18 protein-coding genes are annotated in these 24,490 nt (G+C 62.9%); 7 read left to right on the top strand and 11 right to left on the bottom strand.

Annotation, left to right across the window (positions count from 1 at the left end; all coding sequences use genetic code 11):
- Positions 1-114 precede the first annotated feature (114 nt).
- On the bottom strand, positions 115-1,182 hold the full coding sequence (locus tag ACSSVQ_RS09010; RefSeq protein WP_454184674.1) for a carboxylesterase family protein: 1,068 nt from the start codon (positions 1,180-1,182) through the stop codon (positions 115-117).
- A 163-nt stretch (positions 1,183-1,345) separates the two neighbouring features.
- Here ACSSVQ_RS09010 and ACSSVQ_RS09005 point away from each other — a divergent pair, with 163 nt between their 5' ends.
- Entirely contained in the window at positions 1,346-4,651 is a 3,306-nt protein-coding gene (locus ACSSVQ_RS09005; RefSeq protein WP_454182444.1) for a carboxyl transferase domain-containing protein, read from the top strand.
- A gap of 6 nt (positions 4,652-4,657) precedes the next feature.
- On the opposite strand, the gene ACSSVQ_RS09000 is transcribed toward ACSSVQ_RS09005, so the two are convergent.
- Together ACSSVQ_RS09000 and ACSSVQ_RS08995 are read right to left on the bottom strand one after the other, a co-directional pair.
- A complete protein-coding gene (locus ACSSVQ_RS09000; protein WP_454182442.1) occupies positions 4,658-5,362 on the bottom strand; it encodes a TIGR02466 family protein in 705 nt (234 codons plus the stop codon).
- Positions 5,363-5,415: 53 nt separating this feature from the next.
- Positions 5,416-6,321 (bottom strand): hypothetical protein, encoded by a 906-nt coding sequence (locus ACSSVQ_RS08995; RefSeq protein WP_454182440.1) that lies wholly within the window; start codon positions 6,319-6,321, stop codon positions 5,416-5,418.
- A gap of 66 nt (positions 6,322-6,387) precedes the next feature.
- On the opposite strand from ACSSVQ_RS08995, the gene ACSSVQ_RS08990 reads away from it, so the two are divergent.
- The 4 genes from ACSSVQ_RS08990 (at position 6,388) to ACSSVQ_RS08975 (ending at position 16,075) form a co-directional block, all read left to right on the top strand.
- A complete protein-coding gene (locus ACSSVQ_RS08990; protein ID WP_454182438.1) occupies positions 6,388-7,680 on the top strand; it encodes a TIGR03032 family protein in 1,293 nt (430 codons plus the stop codon).
- A 266-nt stretch (positions 7,681-7,946) separates the two neighbouring features.
- Positions 7,947-14,255: an autotransporter domain-containing protein gene (locus tag ACSSVQ_RS08985; RefSeq protein WP_454182436.1), complete on the top strand. Its 6,309-nt coding sequence runs from the start codon at positions 7,947-7,949 to the stop codon at positions 14,253-14,255.
- Positions 14,256-14,367: 112 nt separating this feature from the next.
- The gene (locus ACSSVQ_RS08980; protein ID WP_454182434.1) at positions 14,368-15,336 is read left to right on the top strand and encodes a hypothetical protein; all 969 of its coding nucleotides are present in this window, start codon (positions 14,368-14,370) and stop codon (positions 15,334-15,336) included.
- A 124-nt stretch (positions 15,337-15,460) separates the two neighbouring features.
- On the top strand, positions 15,461-16,075 hold the full coding sequence (locus ACSSVQ_RS08975; protein ID WP_454182432.1) for a hypothetical protein: 615 nt from the start codon (positions 15,461-15,463) through the stop codon (positions 16,073-16,075).
- A 93-nt stretch (positions 16,076-16,168) separates the two neighbouring features.
- Here the strand turns inward: ACSSVQ_RS08975 and ACSSVQ_RS08970 are convergent, their stop codons facing one another.
- Complete coding sequence (locus tag ACSSVQ_RS08970) at positions 16,169-16,771, bottom strand: superoxide dismutase (RefSeq protein WP_454182430.1); 603 nt, start codon at positions 16,769-16,771, stop codon at positions 16,169-16,171.
- A 452-nt stretch (positions 16,772-17,223) separates the two neighbouring features.
- Here ACSSVQ_RS08970 and ACSSVQ_RS08965 point away from each other — a divergent pair, with 452 nt between their 5' ends.
- Together ACSSVQ_RS08965 and ACSSVQ_RS08960 are read left to right on the top strand one after the other, a co-directional pair.
- Positions 17,224-17,733, top strand: a complete 510-nt coding sequence (locus tag ACSSVQ_RS08965) for an Hsp20 family protein (protein ID WP_454182428.1) — start codon at positions 17,224-17,226, stop codon at positions 17,731-17,733.
- A 105-nt stretch (positions 17,734-17,838) separates the two neighbouring features.
- The gene (locus ACSSVQ_RS08960; protein ID WP_454182426.1) at positions 17,839-18,150 is read left to right on the top strand and encodes a DUF1150 family protein; all 312 of its coding nucleotides are present in this window, start codon (positions 17,839-17,841) and stop codon (positions 18,148-18,150) included.
- A 92-nt stretch (positions 18,151-18,242) separates the two neighbouring features.
- Here the strand turns inward: ACSSVQ_RS08960 and ptsN are convergent, their stop codons facing one another.
- The 7 genes from ptsN to ACSSVQ_RS08925 form a co-directional block, all read right to left on the bottom strand.
- The gene (ptsN, locus tag ACSSVQ_RS08955) at positions 18,243-18,707 is read right to left on the bottom strand and encodes a PTS IIA-like nitrogen regulatory protein PtsN (RefSeq protein WP_454182425.1); all 465 of its coding nucleotides are present in this window, start codon (positions 18,705-18,707) and stop codon (positions 18,243-18,245) included.
- Positions 18,708-18,816: 109 nt separating this feature from the next.
- Positions 18,817-19,395 (bottom strand): ribosome hibernation-promoting factor, HPF/YfiA family, encoded by a 579-nt coding sequence (gene hpf, locus ACSSVQ_RS08950; protein ID WP_339614138.1) that lies wholly within the window; start codon positions 19,393-19,395, stop codon positions 18,817-18,819.
- A gap of 265 nt (positions 19,396-19,660) precedes the next feature.
- Positions 19,661-21,190, bottom strand: coding sequence for an RNA polymerase factor sigma-54 (rpoN, locus tag ACSSVQ_RS08945; RefSeq protein WP_454182423.1), 1,530 nt, complete (start codon positions 21,188-21,190; stop codon positions 19,661-19,663).
- A gap of 56 nt (positions 21,191-21,246) precedes the next feature.
- Entirely contained in the window at positions 21,247-22,077 is an 831-nt protein-coding gene (gene lptB, locus ACSSVQ_RS08940; protein WP_454182421.1) for an LPS export ABC transporter ATP-binding protein, read from the bottom strand.
- 78 nt (positions 22,078-22,155) lie between these two features.
- Complete coding sequence (gene lptA, locus ACSSVQ_RS08935; RefSeq protein WP_454182419.1) at positions 22,156-22,779, bottom strand: lipopolysaccharide transport periplasmic protein LptA; 624 nt, start codon at positions 22,777-22,779, stop codon at positions 22,156-22,158.
- On the bottom strand, positions 22,776-23,561 hold the full coding sequence (gene lptC, locus ACSSVQ_RS08930) for an LPS export ABC transporter periplasmic protein LptC (protein WP_454182417.1): 786 nt from the start codon (positions 23,559-23,561) through the stop codon (positions 22,776-22,778). Before lptC ends, lptA begins: the two co-directional genes overlap by 4 nt.
- Positions 23,562-23,859: 298 nt before the next feature.
- A complete protein-coding gene (locus ACSSVQ_RS08925; protein WP_454182415.1) occupies positions 23,860-24,477 on the bottom strand; it encodes a ribonuclease D in 618 nt (205 codons plus the stop codon).
- Positions 24,478-24,490: the final 13 nt, after the last annotated feature.

Below are 24,490 nucleotides of genomic sequence, written 5' to 3'. Positions count from 1 at the left end.
TGTGTTGCCGGCCATTGCCAGGGGCAAGAGCAGCAGGAGGGCGGAGATCGCTATGCGGAGAGCGGCAACCATGTCGCTTACATAATCCTTCCAGCGACGGGAAGGTCAAGCGCCTCAACGCATCAGCCAGTCCACGATTTCGCCGTTCACCTCGCGCGGATAGGTGTGGGAGAGGTTCTCGATCTCGCGATAGGTGACGTCGGCGCCGGCTTCTTCCAGCGTGCGGGCGGCGGTTTGCGCCATCTCCACATTGAACATCCAGTCCTTCGCGCCATGGGTGATGAAGATCGGCAGACCTTCGATCCGTTCTTTCTCCAGAAAGCTCACCAGCATCGGATGGAAGCTCGCCGACATCGGCGCGAGATGGGTGAAGGGCGCATCGGCCAGCATGCCGCTCACATAGCAGAAGGTGCCGCCATCGCTCATGCCGGTCATGAGCAGGCGGCTCTCGTCCACATTCCAGCGCTCCCGCACGAAAGTCAGCATCCGCTTCAGACTTTCGCTGTCGACATCGGGACCGGCGAGCGACCATGTGCTGTCGCGCGAGGTCGGCGAAAGCAGGATGGCGCCGCGTGAGCGCGCCGTGCGGAGCCAGCTCCAGATGAAATCGCGCCCGTGCCCGCTGCCGCCATGCAGCGCCATGATGAAAGGGTGAGGCCGGTCGGGCGTGTAGGTTTCCGGCACGTAGAGTGAAAAGCCGCCCCGTTCCCCCTTGTCGTTTCGGGCATGCATGAGACCGGTCTCGTGCGGACCTTGCGTACCGTCGGCAAGGGCCGCCAGCAGCCCCTCGTCCTGCCTTGCATCCTCGTCGAGAAAGAAGCGGCTCACCGGCGGCAACATCTGCGTCAGCGGGTAAAGCGCTTCCAATGCGCGCGACTGATGCCGGAAGGCGCGATAGGCGCTGAACACGCCCTGCGGATCGTCCTTTGCACTGCGGATTTCCTCATGCGCCATGAGCGCTTCGTCCGCGGCCTTTTCGATCTGCGCCTTGAAGCCGGCCATGGCTTCCGGCCACTCGGCCTCGCGGAACGGGCCGATGGCCTGACGCAAGGGTTCGTCCGGCTCGCCCATCTGGTCGATCAGCGAGGCGAAGCTGGGCGGATGGACATGCCGGGCAATATGGCCGAGCGCATCCAGCGCATGCAGGAGCGGCGGCACGGTGGCTGTGATCGCCTCCAGCATCGCTTCCTGTTTTTCCGCGGAAATTTCCTCGCTCAATGCCTTTCGCCTCCTTTTTGGCCAGAGCCTAGACGCCCGGTCCGGCCTCGGCCAGCCCATTTGCAGATCGGGTCACGCCGCCTATGCTGCGGGAAAAGAAATTCGAATAAGTCCGGGAAGGTTCTTCATGACATTCGGGAAATTGCTGATCGCCAATCGTGGCGAAATCGCCATCCGTATTGCCCGCGCGGCATCGGAAGTGGGGCTCACAAGTGTCGCCGTCTATTCCGACGATGACGCCCGTTCGCTCCATTTGCGTATGGCGGATGAGGCCGTGGCGCTGAAGGGCTCCGGGGCGGCGGCCTATCTCGACATGGACGGGATCATCGCCGCGGCGAAGGGCGCCGGCTGCGATGCGATCCATCCCGGCTATGGCTTTCTGTCGGAAAACGCAGCCTTCGCCGCGAAATGCGCCGATGCAGGTCTTGCCTTTGTCGGGCCGCGCCCGGAAGTGCTGGACCGCTTCGGCGACAAGGCGAGCGCCCGCGCGCTGGCTGCGGAATGCGATGTGCCGCTTCTCGAAGGCACGTCCGGTGCGACCAGCCTGGAGGAAGCGCGCGACTGGTTCAAAAAGCTCATCGCGCGGGAAGGCGATGGCGCCGCCATCATGTTGAAGGCGGTCGCCGGCGGCGGCGGTCGCGGCATGCGCGCCGTGCGTGCGCTCGACGAGCTCGATGAAGCCTATGCCCGCTGCCAGTCCGAAGCAAAGGCGGCCTTCGGCATCGGCGATGTTTATCTGGAACGCTTCATCCCCAATGCCCGCCACATCGAAGTGCAGATACTGGGTGACGGCACGGAAGTGACCCATCTCTGGGAGCGCGAATGCACCATTCAGCGCCGCCATCAAAAGCTGATGGAAATTGCGCCGAGCCCCTCCCTCTCCCCTGACATGCGTGAACGGCTGATCGAGGACGCGCTGACTTTGGCGCGCCGGATCGGCTACGACAATATCGGCACCTTCGAGTTCCTCGTCGATGCCGACCGAGAGGGCGGCTATGCCTTTATCGAGGCGAATGCCCGCTTGCAGGTCGAGCATACGGTGACCGAAGAAGTGACCGGCATCGACCTTGTGGAAACGCAGCTCCGCCTGGCGCAGGGCGCGTCGCTGGATGGCCTCGGTCTCGACGTCGGCGAGGTGCCGCTGCCGCGCGGATATGCGATCCAGCTTCGCGTGAATATGGAAACCATGGATGCAAGCGGCGCCGCAAAGCCCGCAGGCGGCACGCTGACCGCGTTCGAGCCGCCCTCCGGCCCCGGCGTGCGTGTCGATACCTTCGGCTATGCCGGCTACACGACCAATCCGAATTTCGATTCGCTGCTGGCCAAACTCATCGTCCATCACGCCTCGCCGGATTATGCCGAAGTGGTGGCGCGCACGCGCCGCGCGCTGGCCGAATTCCGGATCGAAGGCTGCGCAACCAATATCGGTTTCCTGCAAAACCTCATCGCCGACGATGAAGTGGCCGCCAACAATGTCTATACGCGCCTGATCGACGACCGGGCCGCCGAACTGACGGCGGACGGCACGCCCGCCCAGGCCAAGCGCTATTTCACCGATGGCGCGGTAGCGTCGACCGCCGCGCATACGAAGGTCGAAGGCCCGGCGGGCACCGTGCCCGTGGGGGCGCCCATGCAGGGCAAGGTCATCAGCATCGATGTGAAGCCGGGCGATGAAGTGCCCGCAGGCACGCAACTCGCCGTGCTGGAAGCGATGAAGATGGAGCATCTCATCCATGCGGCCGAAAGCGGTATCGTGCGCGAACTGGGCGCGGAGCCGGGTCAGGTGCTTTTTGAAGGCGATCCGCTGATCTTCATCGAACCTGCCTCGGTCGACGCCGCCTCGCAGGCCGACGAAGCGGATATCGATCCGGACCATATCCGGCCCGATCTTGCCGAGGTGATCGAGCGCCATGCCATCGGTCTCGACGAGCGTCGCCCGGAAGCGGTGGAACGCCGCCGCAAGCGCAATCAGCGCACGGCGCGCGAGAACATCGCCGATCTCTGCGATGAAGGCAGCTTCATCGAATATGGCTCGCTCATCCTTGCCGCGCAGCGCCGCCGCCGCTCCATGGAGGACCTCGTCAAGATGAGCCCGGCGGACGGCCTCATCACCGGCATCGGCACGGTGAATGCAGACAAGTTCGGCGAGGAACAGGCGCGCGCCATGGTGCTGTCCTACGACTTCACCGTCTTTGCGGGCACGCAGGGCGCGATGAACCACAAGAAGACCGACCGTGTACTGAAGATCGCCGAGGACTGGAAGCTGCCTGTCGTCTGGTTCGCCGAAGGCGGCGGCGGTCGGCCCGGCGATACGGATTCGCCGGGCGTGGCAGGGCTCGACACGCCCTCCTTCCTGAAATTCGCGGAACTTTCAGGTCTCGTGCCGCTTGTCAGCATCGTTTCAGGCCGGTGCTTTGCGGGTAACGCCGCGCTGGTCGGCTGCTCCGACGTCATCATTGCCACAGCCAATTCCAATATCGGCATGGGCGGTCCGGCCATGATCGAAGGCGGCGGCCTCGGCGTTTATGCGCCTGAGGAGATCGGTCCCATCGGCGTACAGACGAAGAACGGCGTCGTGGATATCGCGGTCGAGGACGAGGCGGCGGCCGTCGAGGCGGCGAAGAAATATCTTTCCTATTTCCAGGGCCCGCTGGGCGATTGGGAGGAAGAAGATCAACGCCTTCTCCGCCAGGCGATCCCGGAAAACCGGCTTCGCGTCTATGACATCTACAAGGTGATCGACCTTCTGGCGGATAAGGGCTCGGTGCTGGAGCTGCGCCGCGATTTCGGTATCGGCATCGTCACCGCGCTTGTCCGTATCGGCGGCAAGCCCATGGGGCTGATCGCCAACAACCCGAAATATCTCGCCGGCGCCATCGATGCGCCCGCCGCAGACAAGGCCGCGCGTTTCATGCAGCTGTGCGAAGCCTTCGGCTTGCCGGTCCTGTCGCTTTGCGACACGCCGGGCTTCATGGTGGGACCGGATGTGGAAGCCGATGCGCAGGTACGCCGCGTGTCGCGCATGTTCGTGACGGCGGCGAGCCTCACCGTTCCCTTCTTCACCGTCGTGCTGCGCAAGGGCTATGGCCTCGGCGCGCAGGCCATGGCGGGCGGCAGCTTCCATGCGCCCTTCTTCAACATCTCATGGCCGACCGGCGAGTTCGGCGGCATGGGGCTCGAAGGCGCGGTGCGGCTCGGCTACAAGCGCGAGATGGAAGCGATCGAGGATCTGGAGGAGCGCGAGGCCTTCTTCCAGAAGATGGTCGCGAAATACTACGAGAACGGCAAGGCCATCAACATGGCGTCCTTCCTCGAGATCGACGAAGTGATCGACCCGATGGAAACCCGCCGCTGGGTGATGCGGGGCCTCGCATCCGTGCCGCCGCGCCGTGAAGCGAAGCCCAAGCACCGGCCGTTCATTGACACCTGGTGAGAGCCGCTACGCGCTCTTGGCCCGGAAGGTCATATTGAAGGCGATGGAGACGCGGCTCTCCTCGCTGAGATTGGGCTCGACCGCATGCTGCAGCCATGAGGGAAAGACGATCAGCAGGCCGGCCGCGGCGCGGTATTGCAGGGCCTGGCTGTTCATCTTTGTCCGCTCTTTCACCGGATAGACGCTCATGATGCGCTCCCGAATCGGATCGTAGAACTCGATATTGCCGGCGCCCTCCGGCACTTTTGCGTAGTAGGTGCCGGACAGAATGGCATTGGGGTGCACATGCGCGCGGTTATAGTCGCGCGGCCCGTTCCTGTTGATCCACATCTCTTGGAAGACGAGGTCGAAGCGGGTGAAATCGAAGGCGAGCCTTTTCGCGCAGCCGACGCAGGTCCGCCCGATGATCCCGCGAATCTCCGCAAGCTCCGGCCGTTTGTGCAGATCGGAGGGGCTGTGCCAGCCGCCGACATTCGACCGCGTCACATTGGGCAGCTCGCGCTCATATGTGTCCATTGCGGTGAGAATATCCGCGTCGATCCGCTCATGGTCGAGAACCTTGCGCGGCCAGATCGGCGTTGCGAACCAGAGTTCCGGCGCATAGCCGTCCTCCGTATCGGTCGTCCGTGTGGCGGGCATGGCGGGGGCGGGGTCCGCGCTGTCGGCTTGCGGTGTGGAAGGCCGTTCATCCCGCTCAAGCGTATCCTGCATGTCGTTCCGTCTCGTTTTGAAGCTGACAATCAGGGAAGCTATCACCGTGCTGCTCAGCGGGAGCGTGTCGATACCGCCGATTTGGGGAGATCGCCGGGGCAGGAAGGAGGCCGGGCGGAAAGGGCGGGCCAGCGCGCCGCCCAGTCGCCCTGATGGTCCATATCGGACAGAACGATCTGCCGCGCGCAATTCGGCACGGGCATGTGGCGGATGAAGCCGGCAGCGATCATCGGTGGCACGATGTCGTCCTCGCCGCCGGAATAATGGATTTGAGGAAGCCGGGCGATTGTCGTCGCCACGCTTAGAGGATCAAGCGATCCATAAAGCGGCGTCACATGGTGATAGGCCGTAAAGGCGGCGCTATCGAGCGGCGCGGCGATGGTGACTAGGCTCGCGACATCGTCGCGGCGCGCTGCCAGCAGCGTGGCGATGGCGCCGCCGCCCGAATAGCCGACAAGGCGGATGGCGGGCGCCGGGGCCTGCTTCTTCAGCGTATTCACGGCCTGGTTCACCGCATCCACCACCTCTTCGCCATAGCGCGCTACGGTCCATAATTCCGGGCGGCAGTTGCGTGCGGTTCCGTTCTCCGCCCCGGTGAATTGGCACGGTCGGGCAAGATAGACGGTATTCGGTCCGGGATCGGAGGCAGCCACCGCAAGCATGGTCATGGAGACCGGCGTCGGGTCGGATGAGGGCTTGTTCCGTGTTTGCCAGGCGGCGCCGTCTCCCTCGATGAAGACGGTGAGCGGTTCGCCGGGGGTGCGGATCTTTCTGAATCCAACCAGATCGAACCTTGTTGTCGCAATGCGGAACTTCTCAAGCCCCCCCTGCTGCGCCACGCTTGCAGCCTTGGTCTCCCGCTCTGCAAGCGGGGGAGCGCCTGCGCATCCGGCCAGGGCCATGGCCAGGAGGCCGGTCGCCAATCGTATCAGATCGCCGCGCATATTCGTGAAACCCATGAGCTTGCGCTTCCTTTCCTGAGACGAGCGGTTCATGCGTCAGCAATCTTGTGGGTGGAGAGAAACGTGTCCAACAGGAAATCCGAAGTGAAGAAGGCCAAGTCCGGCAAGGAGCCGGAAAAAGAGGTCGCAAAAGAAGGGGCCGCCGCCGGCGCTCCCGCCGACAATAAGCCCGCCGACAATAAGAATGCGCCGGGGCAGGCGGCGCAACCGGCAAAACCCAAGACGCAGATTTCCTGCTCGCGCGGCTTCTCCGACTGGATGGCCCAGAACAATCTGAGCTTCGGCTTCACCTCCTACCAGTCCGGGCGGCTTTATCTTGTCGGGCGTCTGCCGCGCGGAAGAATCAGTTTCCACGAAAGGCATTTCGTGCGGGCCATGGGCGTCGCCGCCACGCCGCAGCGGCTCTATCTGGCAAATCATTTCCAGATATGGCGGATGGAAAACATATTGCCCGCCAATGCCAGCGTGGACGGCTTCGATCGCAACTACGTACCTAGAAACGCCCAGACCACCGGCGATCTCGACGTGCATGAACTGGGGGTCGACAAGAACGGCCGGATTATTTTCGTGAACACGAAATATTCCTGCCTCGCCACGCCGAGCCTCACCCACAGTTTTCGTCCGATCTGGAAGCCGCCCTTCATCTCCCGCCTCGCGCCGGAGGACCGCTGCCATTTGAACGGCCTTGCCATGCAGGACGGAGAGCCGCGCTACGTGACGGCCGTCTGCAAGAGCGACATCGTCACGGGCTGGCGTGACCGCCGCGCCGAAGGCGGCTGCATCATCGATGTGACGACCGACCGGATCGTGACGGAAAAGCTTTCCATGCCCCATTCGCCGCGCCTGCACAACGGTAAGCTCTGGGTGCTGAATTCCGGCCGTGGCGAATTATGCACGGTAGACCCCGATACCGGCGAATTGGAAACGGTGGCCTTTCTGCCCGGCTTCCTGCGCGGGCTCGCCTTTGCGGGGCCTTATGCCTTTGTCGGGCTTTCCCTGCCGCGCGATGGATCGTTCTCCGGCCTGGAGCTGGACGGCGAACTGGCCCGGCGCGATGCGGAGCCCTGGTGCGGCGTGCAGGTCGTGGACACGCGCACGGGCGACATCGTGCAATGGATCAGGCTGACCGGTGAGGTGAGAGAACTCTTCGATGTCTTCGTTCTGCCGGGCGTGCGCAATCCCATGGCGACGGGGCTGATGGACAGCCAGATCCAGAGTCTGGTGACCATAGAAAACTGGGCGCCGGACGATTTGCCGGCGGACGGGGTTCCGGACGGGGACGGCGCTGACCGGGCGCCAACGCCTGAGAAGCCGGTGCCGGAAATGCAGGCCGACGCCGTCGCGGAAGACGCCTGACAAGCTAATCAGTAAACAGATTGTTAGGAAAATTCAGCGCTGCCGGCGTTTGTCGGCCGCGCTTTTCGTGCGTGAACGGTCACGCACCATGTTGGATCGAATATGGATACGAAAGGGGTCGTGGGACTGCACATCCTTGTTGAGTGTGCGCGTATCCGGGCTTGATACTCCGAGCCACGTTTATGAGTCCTGCATGCCGATGCATCGATGGAATTGGGCACTCCGGAGATGCGGACGGATGCGACCGTTACCTTTGGGGGAAATGAATGAGCCGCAATAAGCGCACGCCCGCAACCGCATTGTCTTCGTCGAAGATCGCCGGAAGCGCCTACAATTACTACAGCATGACCGTCGAAAATCAGCGGGGTACGGATCAAGGTACCGCCGGCAAGATGCGGCGGATCTTTGCATCGGCACTTCTTTCGACAGCATCCGCGGTTGTGATCGCGAGCCTTTCCGGTTCTCCTGCGCGCGCAGCGCCGATAGGCGGCGGGGCTTGCGTTCCGTTGACGCCCCAGAACGGCGATACGGTCACCTGCGCCGGCACATTCGAAGAAACGCTCTCCTTTTCCGAAGTCGAAGACCTGACGGTCGTGCTGCAGGCTGGCGCGACGGTGCAGCCCTTTTCCGAGGACGCGAAGGGCATCACCGTCTTTGCCGAAAATGAAGAATACGGCAATGGAACGGTCAAGAATTACGGTCTGATCATCACCGGCGGCGAGATCGGCGAAGGCGCTGACGGTATCGATGTCAGAACCAAGTATGACGCGACGGTCGTCAATGGTGCTTCGGGCTTTGTGTCGACCTATGGTTACCAGTCGGACGGTATCGTTGCCGAAGCCTATTACGGCGATTCAAGTGTCACAAATGCGGGCACGGTCGGCACGAACGGTGAAAATGCTTTCGGCCTCGTAGCGTATTCCTATTCGGGCACCGCCTATGCGGGCAATAGCGGGACCGTTTCGACGGACGGCGACCACTCGGATGCGGTCTATGCATCGGGCTATGAAGGCGCGACGGCGGTCAATACCGGTCGGATCAGCACGGATGGCGAGTACTCCTATGCTGTGGTCGCCCTCTCCCATGGAGGCAATACGAAAGCGACGAATGACGGCGTGATCGAACTCTTCGGATACGCGGCGACCGCCCTCTACGCCGGTACCGGCGAGGGCGATGCAACGGTTCGCAACTATGCCAATGGTGAAATCACCACCGCTGACGGTTTCGATGTCGATGGCGGAGCGGCCTGGAGCTACGACGGAGATGCAACGGCGTCCAACGCCGGCGAGATCTCTCTTCATGGCGACAATTCTTCGGGCCTGATCGCCGTGGCCGCCCATGGAAAGGCGGAGGCGACCAATAGCGGCTCGATAAACATTTATGGCGAGACGGAAGGCGTTTCCTTTGAGGAGGCCTTTGCAGGCCTCACCGGCGCCAACCCGGAAGAGGTCGTGAACGATCTGTCGGTCGGTCTCATCGCGGTCGGTGAGACGGCTTCGGCAATCAACTATGCCGATGGCGATATCGTCGCCACGGGCCAGGATGCGGCGGGCATGCTTGTCGTCGCCACCTCGAGCTCATATGCCGCGAGCGGCAAGAATTACGGCTCGATTTCCACCGGCCAGGCCATAAGCGAGCCTGAAGCGACGGCGGGCTACCACGATGCGGCCTTCGGCATGCTGGTGATCGGCGGCGAGGGCGGTGCGAGCGTCTATAATGGCGGCGACATCGAAACCTATGGCGTCGGCAGTGTCGGCGCCATGGCGGCGGCGGACGGCGACGCAACCGCGATCAATGCCGGAAACATCTCCACCGGTACAGTGGACGGCGAAGCCTATTCCGCCGGAGAGGATGGCCGTCAGGCGCCCGGGCTCATCGCTATTTCGGCGAGCAGGGACGCCACGGCCACCAACCAGGAAGGGGGCTCGATCGAAACGTCAGGCGACAGTTCCTCCGGTATCGTGGCCCTTGCGCCGCACGGCACGGCCATTGCTGGAAACTACGGCCAGGTCACGGTGAACGGTGAAGTCGACGGCATCGAGGCCGGCGAACTCGTCAACATCGTCCTCGGCGCCGGTGAGCCGTACTACTCCGAAGAAGTGGCGGCGAAATATCTTGCAACCGGCGTGGTGGCCATCGGTGACCGGGCGACGGTGTGGAATCATGAAGGCGCGACCGTCACCGGCACGGGCCAGGACGCTTCGGGCATGCTGGCGGTCGCGACGTCGACGGAATATGCCGCGCTGGCGCGCAATGACGGCACCATCACAACGGCCCAGACCGAGGGGTATCACGATGCCGCCTTCGGTATGGTCGCGATCGGTGGCGAAGGAGGCGCGGGCGTCAATAACACCGGTGACATTCAGACGGGAGGCCTTCTGGGCTTCGGCGCACTCGCCGCAGCGGATGGCGACGCCGTCGGTTACAATTCCGGCACCATCACCACCGGCAGCAGCGAAACCGCCGGCTATGATCTGGGCGGCTTCGGCATTGCTGCGGCCTCGCTCAGCGGTACGGCCTATGTAAAGAATAGCGGCGACATCGAAACCTTCGGTTCTGCGGGACTTGGCGCCGTCGCCATCGCCGGCGGCTCGCCCGATGGTCTCGGCGGCGGGTGGGAAGGCCCCTTCTGGGAGCTGGCGCAATATCTCCCCGATATCGTCGCCGAATACGGCACGGCCCTGGTGCTCAACGATGCCGATGCGAGCATCGTGACGCATGGTGATTTCGGGATCGGTACCACCGCTGTTGGCTTCATCGCCGGTGTGGAAAACCGCGGCACGATCCAGACGGACGGCCTGGCCTCCATGGGCGCCGTGGCGCTTGGCCTTTATGCGAGCGCGCATAATGCGGCGGGCGCGACGATTACGACCGGCGCCGCCGACGGCGACGGCATTGCCGCGGTCGGCATGCTGGCCGGTGGCCTTAGTATGGGTGTCGTGGAAAATGACGGCACCATCGCGACCTACGATACGGGCGGCATCGCCGCAGCCGCGATCGGCGCGAAATATGCCGTGGCGCGGAACGGTGAAGACGGAAACATCACGACGGAGGGTGATTACAGTCTCGGCCTGGTGGCCGCGAGCCTCTACTCGGCGCTGGCCTATAATGACGGTGACATTTCGACCAGTGGCGACGTTTCCGTGGGCATGGCCGCGGTCGGCTCGCTCTATACGGTCCTGAACGAACTCGACTACGAGCCGATCAACGGCATTCTCGAAGGCCTGGGAGGTTATCTGGGCGGCATCGAAGGGCCTGTCGGAGGCGGCGAATTCCCCGGCGCTGCCGCGATAAATGACACGAACGGCACTATCGACACGCAAGGCGACTTGTCGCTTGGCGTGATGGCGCTTAACTTCGATAGGGAGGCATTCACCGGCAATCGCGGCAGTGTCACGACGGCTGGCGAATATGCGATTGGCGTCGGTGCGTTCAGCGTCGGCGGCGACGCCTATGCCTATAATGAAGGAACCATCGAAACCTCCGGCGACAAGGCCGCGGGGCTGATGGCGTCCGGGGGCGCCCAGCCTGTCTGGTCGTTGCTCGACGCGAGCGGCCTGGACGAATACGACCTCCAGACGGTGTTCCCCGACCTCGAGCCCTACGACATGGAAGGCGATGTCCTTGCCGTCAACGAAGGCGGTTCGATTTCGACAACCGGCTACTATGCGACGGGTATCGCTGCCTGGACGAGCAATGGCGCGGCAAGGGCGATCAATACCGGTACCGTGACGACGGGGTCGGCAATCCAACCGCTGACGCCGAGTTATGGCGGCGTCGCCTCGAACGGCCTTTGGGCGTATAGCGGGGGCGACGACGTTCTTTCCACGGCCTATGCCCGGAATGACGGCACCGTTACGACATGGGGCGCCGAAGCTGATGGCATGCGGGTCAATGCGTTCGAGGAAAGCGTCGATATTACCGGCAGCGATGCGATGGAAGGCGTTTCCGACGGGGCCATCATCGTGGCCGGTGCGGTCAATACCGGCGGCATCGTAACGCATGGCGATGGGGCCGACGGCATCGCCGCCGAAGCGGCCGGCGACGTGCGCTATTACGACGATGTCGAACATCAGTTCGTCCATCTGGACGCCGGTGTGAAAGTCGACAATAGCGGCTCCATCACGACATATGGCGATTACAGCAACGGCGTGAGTGCGCAGGGCCCGCATGTCGAGGTCGTCAATGAGGCGGATGCCACGATCACGGTGAACGGCGATTATTCGGTCGGCATCGAGGCCCGTTCCTCCGGCCCGGTCACCACCGAGGTCGCAAATGCCGGCACCATCACGGTCAATGGCGACCATTCGGCGGGCATCTATGCCACGGGCGATTATGTCACCATCGAGAACGGCACGACGGGCGTGATCGATGCCTCGGACTCCTATGCCGATGTTATTCCGGGTGACGAGTACGGCCTCGGTATTCTCGTGAACGACTCTCGCGACATCACCATCGACAATGCCGGCAAGATCTACGGCACGGTCGCGGTGGGATATGCGCTCGGCTTCCACATCGGCAGCGCTTTCTACAACGACACGGACCTCACCAATACCGGCACCATTGAAGGCAATGTGATCCTCGCTTCCGGCGACGACACGGTGCTGAACGAGGGCGGTAAGGTTTCGGGCGGTATCTATACCGGCCGCGGCGACGACGACGTCACCATCTCCGGCACCGGTAACGAAATCGGATACGGCATCCACTCCAGTGCCGAGGATTATAGCTATTCGACGCTTGCTTTCGAGCAGACCGACAAGCTGACCTTCGACAATGGCGCCGCTAACAGCATCTTCGAAGGTCCGGGCGGCCTGTCGCCCGCAGGCGCCAATGGCGTTGCAATCAGCGGCTTCGATCAGATCGACTTCAAGGACGGCACCACCGTCTTCGATGAGACCGACATCCTGACCAACAAATATGCTGGCGACATCGTCGTGCATCAGGGGGCCAAGGTCTCTGCGCTGGACGACATGTGGATCGGTGCCGGAAGCTTCACGGTCGGTACCGGATCGGGCGAATCGGTCGCTACCTATGCCGATCTCGAACTCACCCATGGTGCGATCATCCACTCCAATGCCGATTTCGACCTCGCCAATGGCGGGCGGCTCATCGTCGGCATCAATGGCGACTATGACACCGGCTCCATCGAAACCTCCGGCGAAATCCATGTTGCCGGACCGACGCTGGAGGGCGAAACGGTGGTGGAGCCCGGCTTCACCGTCTATGCGAATGTGATCGCCGGTATCGATCTCACGGTGGGGCATGACCTGACCATCGGCTATGCCGAAGGCGGGGTCTCTCTGACAGGCGACGCGGCGCCCACCGTGGTCGACAATTCGATCCTCTTCAACTTCACCACGGGCGCGAACGAAACCGATCTCTATCTGACGGTCGGTCGCGAGAAGTCGATCAACGACATCGTCGACGAAGGCGGCGACGGCACACCGAACAAGGACAGTATCTCCAGTGCGCTGGAGGGTTATCTGTCCAATGTGCCGAACGACAATCCGATCATCGTTTATCTCTCGGGCAACTGGCCGAACGATCCGGAGGCCCAGTCCGCGGCCCTGCGCAAGCTGGTCGAGGATACGGTACCGGACGAGGCGGCCCTTTCCGGCCAGACTGTGGTTTCCGCCACCGATGCCGTGCTCGACCTGATCATGGATCGGCTGAGCGGCGGCGGTCTCCAGACCGCCTCCAGCGAGAGCGGCCCGAGCGGCGTCTCCGCGGGCGACATGCCCCTGGGCGGCGACGGCAAATGGGCTCTGTGGGGCCGTGCCGGCAAGAACTGGGCGACATTCACGCCGTCCGGCGCCAATGGCTTCGATTCCGATAGCTGGGGTATCTCCGGCGGCATAGACGGCGAAGTCGCCGACAAGCTGCGCATGGGTGTCTCCTACTTCTACACCAAGGCCAATTTCGACGAGAACGGCGCCGGCGCAAACAGCAACGCCGACATCGACGGCAATGGTGTCGTGGTCTATGCGACCTACCAGCCGAACCCCTGGTACCTCAACGCGTCGCTGGGCTATGGCTGGAACAGCTACAAGAGCAAGCGCTTCGTGACCGGCTTCGGCACCAATGAAGCCAATTACGACGGCAAGCAGATCATGGGCCGCGCCGAGCTTGGCTACATCCTGTCCGAAGGGGCGTTCGACATCACGCCGCATATCGGTCTCCGGGTGAACCTGCTCGACATCGACAGCTACACGGAAACCGGACCCGCGCCGGCCGTCTCGATCGATAGCAGAAGCGTCAACAGCGTGCGGGGCGTGCTGGGTTTCGGGGTACGCTATGAGGCTGACCTCGGGAGTGCGGGCAAGATTGTTCCGGAAGGATATGTCCGTCTGCTGAACGAGTTCGGCAATCCGGACGAGGCCATCACCGGCAACATCGTCAGCGGCGGCGCCTTCAATGTGAAGACGGTCGCCCGGGACGATCTCAGCTACGCCGTCGGTGCCGGCCTGACCTATGAGATGAACGAGAGCGTCAGTCTTCGCGTCCATTACAATGGTGAGTTCCAGAGTGACTACGATGAACACGCAGTCTCCGCATCGTTCCGCTTCGCCTTCTGAGGACGGTACGGCGTCAGAAAAAGGACGGCACCCCGAAAGGGGTGCCGTCCCTCTTTCAGACCCTGCCGATATCGTCTATCGGCCGGTCTGGCGCAGGAACGACGAACGTGTCATGCGCGATGCCATGGAGATGTGGCAGGCCGAAGGAGCTCTGCCCGAAGGGGTCGATCCGGCCCAGCGTGCCAGAGAACTTGTCATCGCCATCTATGACGGCGAGACGCTGGCGGGATGCCTCACGGCGGATTTTCATCCCATGCGCGAGCTGGAGGAGAAGTTTGCCTTTGCCCGCAGCTTCATCCGCCCGGCCTGGCGGGGCGCGCGGCTGACGGATCGCTTGATGATCGACGGTCACGCCGAACTTGGCCGATGGGCCGCTGCAAACCCGCAAGAGAAGCTGGCCGGGTCCGCCGCGATCTATCAGAACGCCAATCTCGGCGCCCATCCGGTCGAACCGTCGGGGCTGACCTTGATCGGCTTCACCGGAAAAGGCCTCCAGAAGCGGGTGCTCTGGTTCGATCACTACCGCTTGCCGGTCGCCGACGACAAGCAGGCGCAGGAGGCGGCTTCCGACGGCGGAGCGGACTGGAGTTTGACGCCGGTTGGAGTGGGCGACGCGCGCGATCGCGCCCTGCGCGAGGAGGCTTGCCGGTTCTGGCGCGAGGCGAAGGCTTTTGCGCCGGGCCAGGATCTTTCCGATCCCGCCGCGGCATTGAGCGTTGTGGCGCATGACGGGGAGGAGATGATTGCGACGTCCTCGCTGCGCATGATCCGGGTTCCCGCCCTCCGGCGCAGCTTCGCCATGCTCCGCTGTTTCGTGGCGCCGCGCTGGCGCGGCACCGGTCTGCGCGAAGCACTGGCGGCTGAAAACTTCAGGCTCGCCGAAGCGGAGGCCGCAAACATCGACAACGCGGCATTGCCCGCCGGTGTCATGACGATATGCAGCGGCAAGGACCGCTCACCGCTTCCCGTCGATGCGGCGGGCTTTTTGCTGGCTGGCTATGCGCCGGGCCACGATCAGGTTCGGCTGCGCTGGTTCGGCCACACGAAAATTTCCGACACGCGCCTCGGCCTGTCCGCGTGAGGTGAAAATTAGTGTGTAAAAACAGATGGCTAGGGCATTGTGCGCTGCATGATTTCCGCCTGCCTGAGTGAGTGGTATGCTGACGGTTCCGCCAAAGGGGAATGTGCGGAACAGGGGAGGAACCATGAACGAGCACGCGGCGCTAGGCTATCTGCAAACGGACGCAAACCCGCTCATCCGGGCAATCGAGGCGGGGGTTGCGATCATGCGGTCGGAAGAGGCGTTCCGTCTCTATTCGGTGGCGCTGATTGCCGCCCTTCTGCTGGTTTCGATGATGGTTGTCTGGCGTATCCTTGCCGGTGCGACGGCTGACAATGCGCCCGAACATGATGTGCGCCGCCGCCTTGCCCATCGCTTCACCGGCTTGATGATCTGGGGCTTCGGCGTGCCGAGCCTTGCGCTCTTCGGCGGCATTGCCGCTTATGTCGGTCTCATCGGCGGCGCCCCCGTCTTTGTCGACGTGGCGAGCGGCCAGGCGATGGCGGACCCCGGCCTGGGCGCGATCGGCCTCTTCGTGACGGCTCAGCTCGTACAGGCCGCGCTTCTCGATATCTTCCACATCTATGCAAGCTTCGGTGCGACGCTGAGCGTCCACCCGGAAGCGGCGGCGTTCGGCGCCGTGGTGATCGCCTATCGCCTCACCATCGCCTTGTCGACGCTGGGGCTTCTCTATCTGCTCTGGCGCTCCACCCGCATCCTGTCGCGGAGGGTGGCGGCGTCGAAATCCCAGCACGCCTGACCATCAGGCCCCGGCACAGCTGAAACGACATAAAAAGCCGCACCCGGACGATCCGGGTGCGGCTTGTCTTTTGTCCGTCAGGGAAGAAGCGGTTTAGAGCGCCGCTTCGTAATTCGCCTCGGCGAATTCCCAGTTGATCAGATGATCGACGAAGGTCGTCAGATAGTCCGGACGGCGGTTCTGATAGTCGAGATAGTAGGTGTGCTCCCACACATCGGTGGTGAGGATCGGCACATCCTTGCCGGTGATCGGCGTCTCGGCATTGGCCGTGCCATAGACGGCAAGCTTGCCTTCCGGCGTCAGCACGAGCCACGCATAGCCCGAGCCGAACTGGCCGGCGCCAACCTTTTTGAATTCGTCCTTGAACTGTTCGAGGCCGCCGAAATCTTCCTTGATCTTGTCGGCCAGCTTGCCCTTGGGCTCGCCGCCGCCATTCGGCTTCATGGAGTTCCAGTAGAAGGTGTGGTTCCACACCTGAGCGGCATTGTTGAACACGCCCTTCTTGGAGGCATCGCCCGCCACCTTGCGGATCAGCTCGACGAGTTCCAGATCGGCAAGCTCGGTGCCCTCGATGAGCTTGTTGCCATTGGTCACATAGGCCTGATGGTGCTTGCCGTAGTGAAAGGACAGCGTCTCGGCGGAAATATGCGGGGCGAGCGCATCCATTTCATAGGGAAGTTTGGGGAGTTCGAGCATGGGCTTCTCCTTACTGGTTTGACGCGGCTCCGAGAGTCCGGAGCCGGACCGGTCCAACGCATACGCAACTGAACGCCGCGCGCATCGGGTTGTCCGCATGGGATACGGAATTGTTTATATGCCTCCACTAATCGGAGATGACGACGGGATTTTCAAGGCGGAAGAAAAAAAATTTATTAGAGAACAAAGCTACTTATGGGCCAGCGCATAATCCCTAAAAAAATGGGGCCAATGCCCCGGCGGTTGGGTCGCACGCGCTAAACCCTTGAGTCCGTGGCACGAATTTCAGGCCGCGCCCGCCCGCCGGTCGCCTGCGTCCCGCCGGTGCGATGAACTTGCAACGGCGCGACGGAATTACCACATCTTATGGAACGGTGCCCATCCCGGGGCCGTGCCTTGCGGGGTGCCCGCGGGGCGGAGCCAAAGTCGCTTGGAAGAGGACTTTGAAGGCCATGAGCCGTATGACGCAGTTCAACAGCCCGTTTCTGCTCGGTTTTGAACAGATCGAGCAACTTCTGGACCGTGTGGCGAAATCCTCCGACGGATATCCGCCCTACAATGTCGAGCAGCTGCCTGCACCGGACCATGAAGGCGAAGGCGCCGCGACCGACCTGCTGCGCATCACGCTGGCGGTTGCCGGCTTCTCCCGCGACGAACTATCCGTCACGGTCGAGGACAACCAGCTCGTCATTCAGGGCCGCCAGCGCGAGGAGAACGACACGAATTATCTCCATCGCGGCATCGCCGCCCGCCAGTTCCAGCGCAAATTCGTGCTGGCAGAAGGTGTGGAGGTCGTCGGCGCCAGGCTGGAGCACGGTCTTTTGATTATCGACCTTCTTCGCCCGGAACCGGCGAGAACGGTCCGCCGTATCGAAATCGATGACGGCGGCGGAAGAAACAAGGGGTCAACAATCTCTTCCTCGCACCCCGGGCGTAAACGGATCGAGGAGGATGCGGTCTGAATGGGAGCGCGTTGCGGAAAAGGCGCGTGGCAATAGAACGGCCGTCGAGGTCGTCGTGCGGTGCTGAGGCAAGGCCCGCGACGAACCGTCTTAAAGGAGTATGATATGCGTAAGGACAATGACCGGATCGACGATAGCGGAAACGAAATACCGAATGCCGGCTGGGGCGCGGAGGATCTGCGCTCACTGAGCGACGAGGCGTTCGCCAATGCGGGCGTGGGCAACATCGTCTATGTGCGCGAGGTACTGGCAGGCGAGCTGGTGTCGGAGTTCGGCAACGAGATCAATGTACCCGCCGATACCATGCTGTATTCGGTCCACGCCGCCAATGGCGAGCGTATGGCCGTGCTGGACAATCGCGATGCAGCCTTCGCTGGCGCGCGCCAGTACGACCTGGAGCCGGTCAGCGTACACTGACCGGCATAGACGCGCCGCTAAATGCGCCGCCCGAAAATGCGAAGCCCCGCCGTCTCCGGCGGGGCTTTTGCGTGTCGCGGCGCGTGCTGCGCTCAGACGGCGTTGGTCGCGGCGGGTTCCGTCAGGATGGCGTAAAGCGCCGCGGCATCGTCGGTCGCGCGGAGTTTTTCCACCACCGCACTGTTCCGGAGCAGGCGAGATACGCGCGCCAGCGCTTTCAGATGGTCCGCGCCCGCGCTTTCCGGCGCCAGCAGCAGGAAAATCAGGTCCACCGGCTGGTCGTCCACCGATTCGAAGTCGATCGGCGTGTCGAGCCGCGCAAACAGCCCGTGCAGCCGGTCCAGTTCGCCCAGCTTGCCATGAGGAATGGCAATGCCCTGGCCCACGCCCGTGGAGCCCAGACGCTCTCGCTCGAGCAGCGTTTCGAAAATAGAGCGCTCGGATACGCCAATAACGCCTGCCGCGCGTGCGGCAAGCTCCTGCAGCGCCTGCTTCTTGCTGGTGACCTTGAGATGCGCAAGCACCCCCTCCGGCCGTACCAGATCTTCAAGCTCCATGATCCGAACCCTGTTCTGCTGAGGCTGTGGCCGAATCGCTGCCCGATGCGCCGGCCGGGGGCCGGGCTGGGGGCGTGCGCTGGCTAGAGCGGTAAAGCTTCTCACGGTCTCAAGCCTTTTGTGAATCGCGGCTGGTATCGATCCAGCCGATATTGCCGTCCTGACGCCGGTAAACGAGACAGAGGCCGCCATCGCCATTGCGGAACATGACGAAGGGGGCGTCGCTCAAATCCATGCGCATCACGGCGTCGCCGACGCTGAGTTTCGGAATATCCGTCGTACCCTCGGCGATGATGACGGGCTGAGCGTCTTCTTCGACTTCCTCGTGCTCGGCAACCGCTTCGATCACGAAGGACGGCACCGTCTCGGCGGGGAGTTCCGGCTTGTTGTGGTTGTTGTGGTTTTTCAGCTTGCGCTTGTAGCGGCGCAGCCTCTTCTCCAGCCGCTCCAGCGCAGCGTCGAAGGCGGCATAGGCTTCCGTCGCCTGGCCCTCGGCTTTCACATACATGCCGGAGCTCAGATGCACCGCGCAATCCGCGCGATAGTTGAAGCCATCTTTGGTGATGGTGACGTTCGCATCTACCGAACGATCGAAATATTTGTCGACAGCGGCTTCGAGCCGGTCGGTAACATGGGTGCGGAGCGCATCTCCGATGTCGAGATGATGGCCGCTAACCTGAACCTGCATTGAGAGACCTTTCCGGGTCGCAATGTCCCGATGGACTGCCTGTGGCGAAGCGCGCCCCCTGTCCGAAGGGCATCGCCCCGAGGCAGGATTGGCTTCTGCTGTCTGCCGCGCCGCGGAGATTCTATCTGCCGCGCCGTCATCAAGCGCGTGGAAACTAGTGGGGCCTTCATAAGGTGTCAACCGGCACCCTTATAGAGCCTTAAAGCCTTTTTAAATCAGTGTGTTATGGGGCGTGTGGTGGCCCGGCTGCGTGGCGAAGCCCCGCTCAGGCATAGGCCTTCTTTTCCCGCCGGCGCTGGACCGAGGATGGAATGCTGAGGGCTTCCCGGTACTTGGCGACCGTGCGCCGGGCGATGTCGATCCCCTGGCCTTTCAGGATTTCCACGATGTTGTCGTCGGAAAGGACGGCGTCGGGCCGTTCCGCGTCGATCAGTTCCCTGATGCGGTGCCGCACGGACTCCGCCGAATGCGACGCACCGCCTTCCGTCCCTGCGATGGCCGAGGTGAAAAAATATTTCAGCTCGAAAATGCCGCGCGGCGTAGCGATGTATTTGTTCGAGGTGACGCGGCTGACGGTCGATTCATGCATTGAGATCGCGTCGGCCACCGTCTTCAGGTTCAGCGGCCGCAAATGCTGCACGCCATACATCAGGAACGCATCCTGCTGCCGGATGATTTCGGACGCCACTTTCAGGATCGTGCGCGCGCGCTGGTCGAGGCTCTTCACCAGCCAGTTCGCATTGTTGAGGCACTCCGACACATAGGCCTTGGCCTTGGCGTCCGCGAGGCTTGAGACTTCCGCGTAATATTGCTGGTTCACGAGAACGCGCGGCAGCGTTTCGGAATTGATCTCGACGAGCCAGCCGCCATCCGATCCCCGCCGCACGAACACGTCCGGAATGACCGGCACCACGGGCTCGCCGCCGAACGCAAGGCCGGGCTTTGGGTTGCAGGCGCGGATGTCCTCGATCATGCCGGCGATGTCGTCGCGGTCGGCGCCGGTGACCTTCATGAGCTGGTCGAAGTCGCGCTTGGCGAAAAGATCCAGATGGTCGAGGAAACTCTTCATGGTCGGGTCCAGCCGGTCGCGCTCGGCAAGCTGGATCGCGAGACATTCTTTCAGGTTGCGGGCGCAGATACCTGCCGGCTCGAAGCCCTGCAGAACCTCGAGCACACTGAGCACGTCCTCGATTTCGGCGCCGAGCCGCTCCGCGACCTCGTCCATATCGGCCGCGATGTAGCCCGCCTCGTTCACCTGGTCGATAAGATAGGCGCCGATCAGCCGGTCCTGCGGCACTTTGAGAGACATCTGCATTTGTTCGGTGAGATGTTCCGAAAGCGTCGCCTCGCGTGTCAGCGTGGCCTCGAAGGAGAACTCGTCATTGCCCTGTCCGCCGCCGCTGGAAGTTCTGAGCGACTGCCAGTCGGAGCTTGAGGAGCCCGCCGCCGCGGCCTCGTTCTGCACGTCGCTGCGCGCTTCGTCGGCATAGACATTGTCGTAATCGGTATCGAGGTCGCTTTCCCGGCCGGGCAGGGGAGAGTCCTCGCTGAGTGAGAGCCGTTCCTCGGAGGAACGCGGTTCTTCGGGCTTGTCGGCAGGGGTGTCGTCGCGGGCGCGCTCGCTCTCGGGCTCGCCGGAACTCGCCTCGAGCAGCGGATTGCGCTCGAGTTCCTGTTCGACATATTCGGCAAGCTCCAGATTGGAAAGCTGCAGCAGCTTGATCGCCTGCTGCAGTTGCGGCGTCATGACAAGGCTCTGGCCTTGTCGCATCTCCAGCCGCGGTGCGAGCGCCATGAGCCCCTATGCCCCCCGTCCGTTACGCATTGCGATCTCAAGCCCCATCATCTTTTTCACAGGCTGAAGCGGTCGCCGAGATAGAGACGGCGCACATCTTCATTGCCCACGATTTCGGAAGGCTCGCCCTCCATCAGTACCTGGCCATCGTGAATGATGACCGCGTGGTCGATCAGTTCCAGCGTTTCGCGCACATTGTGGTCGGTGACCAGCACGCCGATGCCCCTGTCCTTCAGATGCGCCACGAGATCGCGAATATCGCCGATCGCGATGGGATCGATGCCCGCGAAAGGCTCGTCGAGCAGCATGAAGGAGGGTTGCGTGGCCAGCGCGCGCGCAATTTCCACGCGCCGCCTTTCGCCGCCCGACAGCGCGATGGACGGCGTCCGGCGCAAATGGGTAATCGAGAATTCCGCCAGCAGATCGTCGAGAGCCGTCTCGCGCCGGTCGCGGTCGCGTTCCACCACTTCCAGCGTGGCGCGGATATTCTGCTCCACCGTCAGCCCGCGAAAGATCGAGGCTTCCTGCGGCAGATAGCCGATGCCCATCCGCGCCCGCCGATACATGGGCAATCCGGTCACGTTGAGACCGTCAAGCGCGATGCTGCCGTAATCGGGCCGGATCAGGCCGGTAATCATGTAGAAGACGGTGGTCTTGCCCGCCCCGTTCGGGCCCAGAAGGCCCACGGCCTCGCCCCGATGGAGGTTGAAGCTGACCCCGCGCACCACGGGACGCCCCTTGAAGCTCTTGCCGATCTTCTCGACCTGGAGGCCGGCATTGCGGGTCACCAGCTGCGGACCGTCGTCGGGGGAAGCGGAGGGATTTCGCCCCCGCTCCGCGTCCGCGGCGCGCTGTGTCGCGCTATGTCCGGTCTGGGTCGAAGTCATTGCCACCTCAGCGTTGAAAGCTCATCAAAAGACACTTGGCATTAAAATTGTATGAAATGCCGTGAATTACCAAGCCCCTTATTCCTTCTTGTCGGTCTCCGGAGGCTGGAAAAGGCCTTTGACCCGCCCGTTTCCGCCATTTTCCGTCCCTCCGGACGATTTGCCGCCGGTCACACGGCTCTCGCCGCTATTCAGGTCGACAAAGAGCCGGGTTCCCCGGATGACGTTCTTGCCCTGCCGGAGCACGACGCTGTCGCCCATATTGATGCGCCGCGTCGCGACCTGATATTCCGCCCAGTTGCCGCTCGCCGATTGCTCGTTCGGCGCGCTCACATGCACGCTGCCGGTGGCCTTGATCTTCTCGATCCGGTTGCCGCCGCTGCCCTGCTTGCTGGCGTAGTAGACGGTCAGCTTGTCCGCCTTCATGCGCACATCGCCCTGCACCACGACCACATTGCCCACGAAAGTGGCGGTGCCCTTTTTGTCGGCTACTTCCAGCCGGTCGGATTCGATCTCGATGGGGGCGTCCGGCTTGTTGGCAAAGCCCGACATGCTCTGCGCATGCGCCGTGGCGGCGGCGCCGAGGCATATCGGGAGGAGCAGGCTGCCCAGAAGGGCGTGGCGCCATGCATGGCGCCGGCTGCGCCGCATCGCCTCGATACCCGCAAGGCGCCATGCCCGCACGGTCTTCAATCGCTTCATTGTGCCCCCTCGTTCTGATCGTCCGGCGTACCGGTTTGCGTCTCGTCCTGGCCTTTTTCGGATCCGGCATCGCCGCCCGGGTAGATTGTCGCCTTCACGCGGCCGCTGAAATTGATGGTCTCCGACGCATTGTCGGCGGACATGCCGTCGGCGCGCAGCGTGCCCATCGGTCCCTGGCCCCAGACTTCGTCGTCGCTCTCGACCGTTCCCTTGTCGAAATTCACATCCGCCTTCTTGGCGTGGAATTCATACCCTTGCGTGGTGAAGAGATCGACCTTGTCGTCGAGCTTAAGCGTCTGGCGGTCGGTGTCGAGAAGGCCCCTGGCGGCATTCAGCGTCAGCCAGCCATTCGCTTCATCCGTCTTCAGATCCGCGTCGATATTTTCCAGCCGCACGAGATTGGGCTGTGCGGCGTCCTGCGTTGCGGTATCCGCGTTCAGCTCATAGGGGCGGCCTTCCTTGTTGAGGCCGCTCACGCGCGGGCTCACCATGCGCAGATCGTCATTCTGGGTGGCGATGTCGCGGAAGGTGATGTCGAGCTTGTCGTCGCGGTCGAAAAATCCCGAATAGACGAAAAGCGAGATGAAAAGCACCACGGCGGCGACCGGCAGCAGAAATTTCATGAAGCTGACGAAGCGGCTGTAGCTCGACCGGGCGGGGCCGTCGCCGCCCGCCGGCATGCCGTGTCCGACAGAGGCGCGTCCGGCGGAGGCGCCAACCGAGGCGTGAGAAGGGGCGGCGCGACCGCTGCCGCGCGCCTGCCGTCCTGCCGGTTCGTCCATCTGGTCTTGCTCCACTTGCGGCACGGTTGTTCTTCTTGCGTTTCGTCTGGCCGATTCGGGCGGTTTCACGCTCGTCCCGAAGCCATTCGCTGCAGGAGGGGCCGCATGGGACAGCCTTTGCCGGCAGAGCCGGCCATTGGCCGCGCTTTTTCAAGTATGCGCGCAAGCCTTTCCGGGCGTCAAATGGGCAAAGCCGCGCGATACCGGCGAAAATCGCGCCTTTTCAAGGAGATGGCGGCGGGAGAGCGGCCGGTACGGCCAATGACGTCGACGCGCGCGGCCTTGCCGCCCGTCCCCCTCAATGCGCGAAGATATCCTCATCCGCCCAGCCCGACAGATCGAGCGAGGCGCGCACCGGCAGGAAGGCGAAGCAGGCCTTGGCAAGTTCCATCCGGCCTTCGCGCATCAGCATGCCGTCCAGCGTGTCCTTCAGCGCATGCAGGTGCAGCACGTCGGAGGCCGCATAGGCCTTCTGCGCATCGCTGAGCTCGTCGGCGCCCCAGTCCGAGCTTTGCTGCTGCTTGGACATGTCGACGCCCAGCAGTTCTCTGGAAAGATCCTTGAGGCCATGCCGGTCGGTATAGGTGCGGACCAGCTTGGAGGCGATCTTCGTGCAATAGACCGGCGTCGTGACCACGCCCAGATAGCGCTGCATCATGGCGACGTCGAAACGCGCGAAATGAAAGATCTTCAGCACGTTCTGGTCGGCCATCAGCGCCCGCAGATTGGGGGCGTTATAGGTCGAGCGGTCGAGCTGGACGAGATGGGCGGTGCCGTCGCCCGCCGAAAGCTGAACCACGCAGAGCTGATCGCGGTGCGGGTTCAGGCCCATCGTCTCGGTGTCGACGGCCACGCTGTCGCCGAAGGTCAGTCCGTCGGGAAGATCGCCCTTGTGAAGCGTGATCGCATCCGACATCGGAACTCCGCTC

It is taken from the genome of Parvibaculum sp. MBR-TMA-1.3b-4.2 (assembly GCF_053628815.1).
The sequence above is the reverse complement of the archived record's forward strand: the minus strand, read 5'-3'. Positions and strand labels throughout refer to the sequence as shown.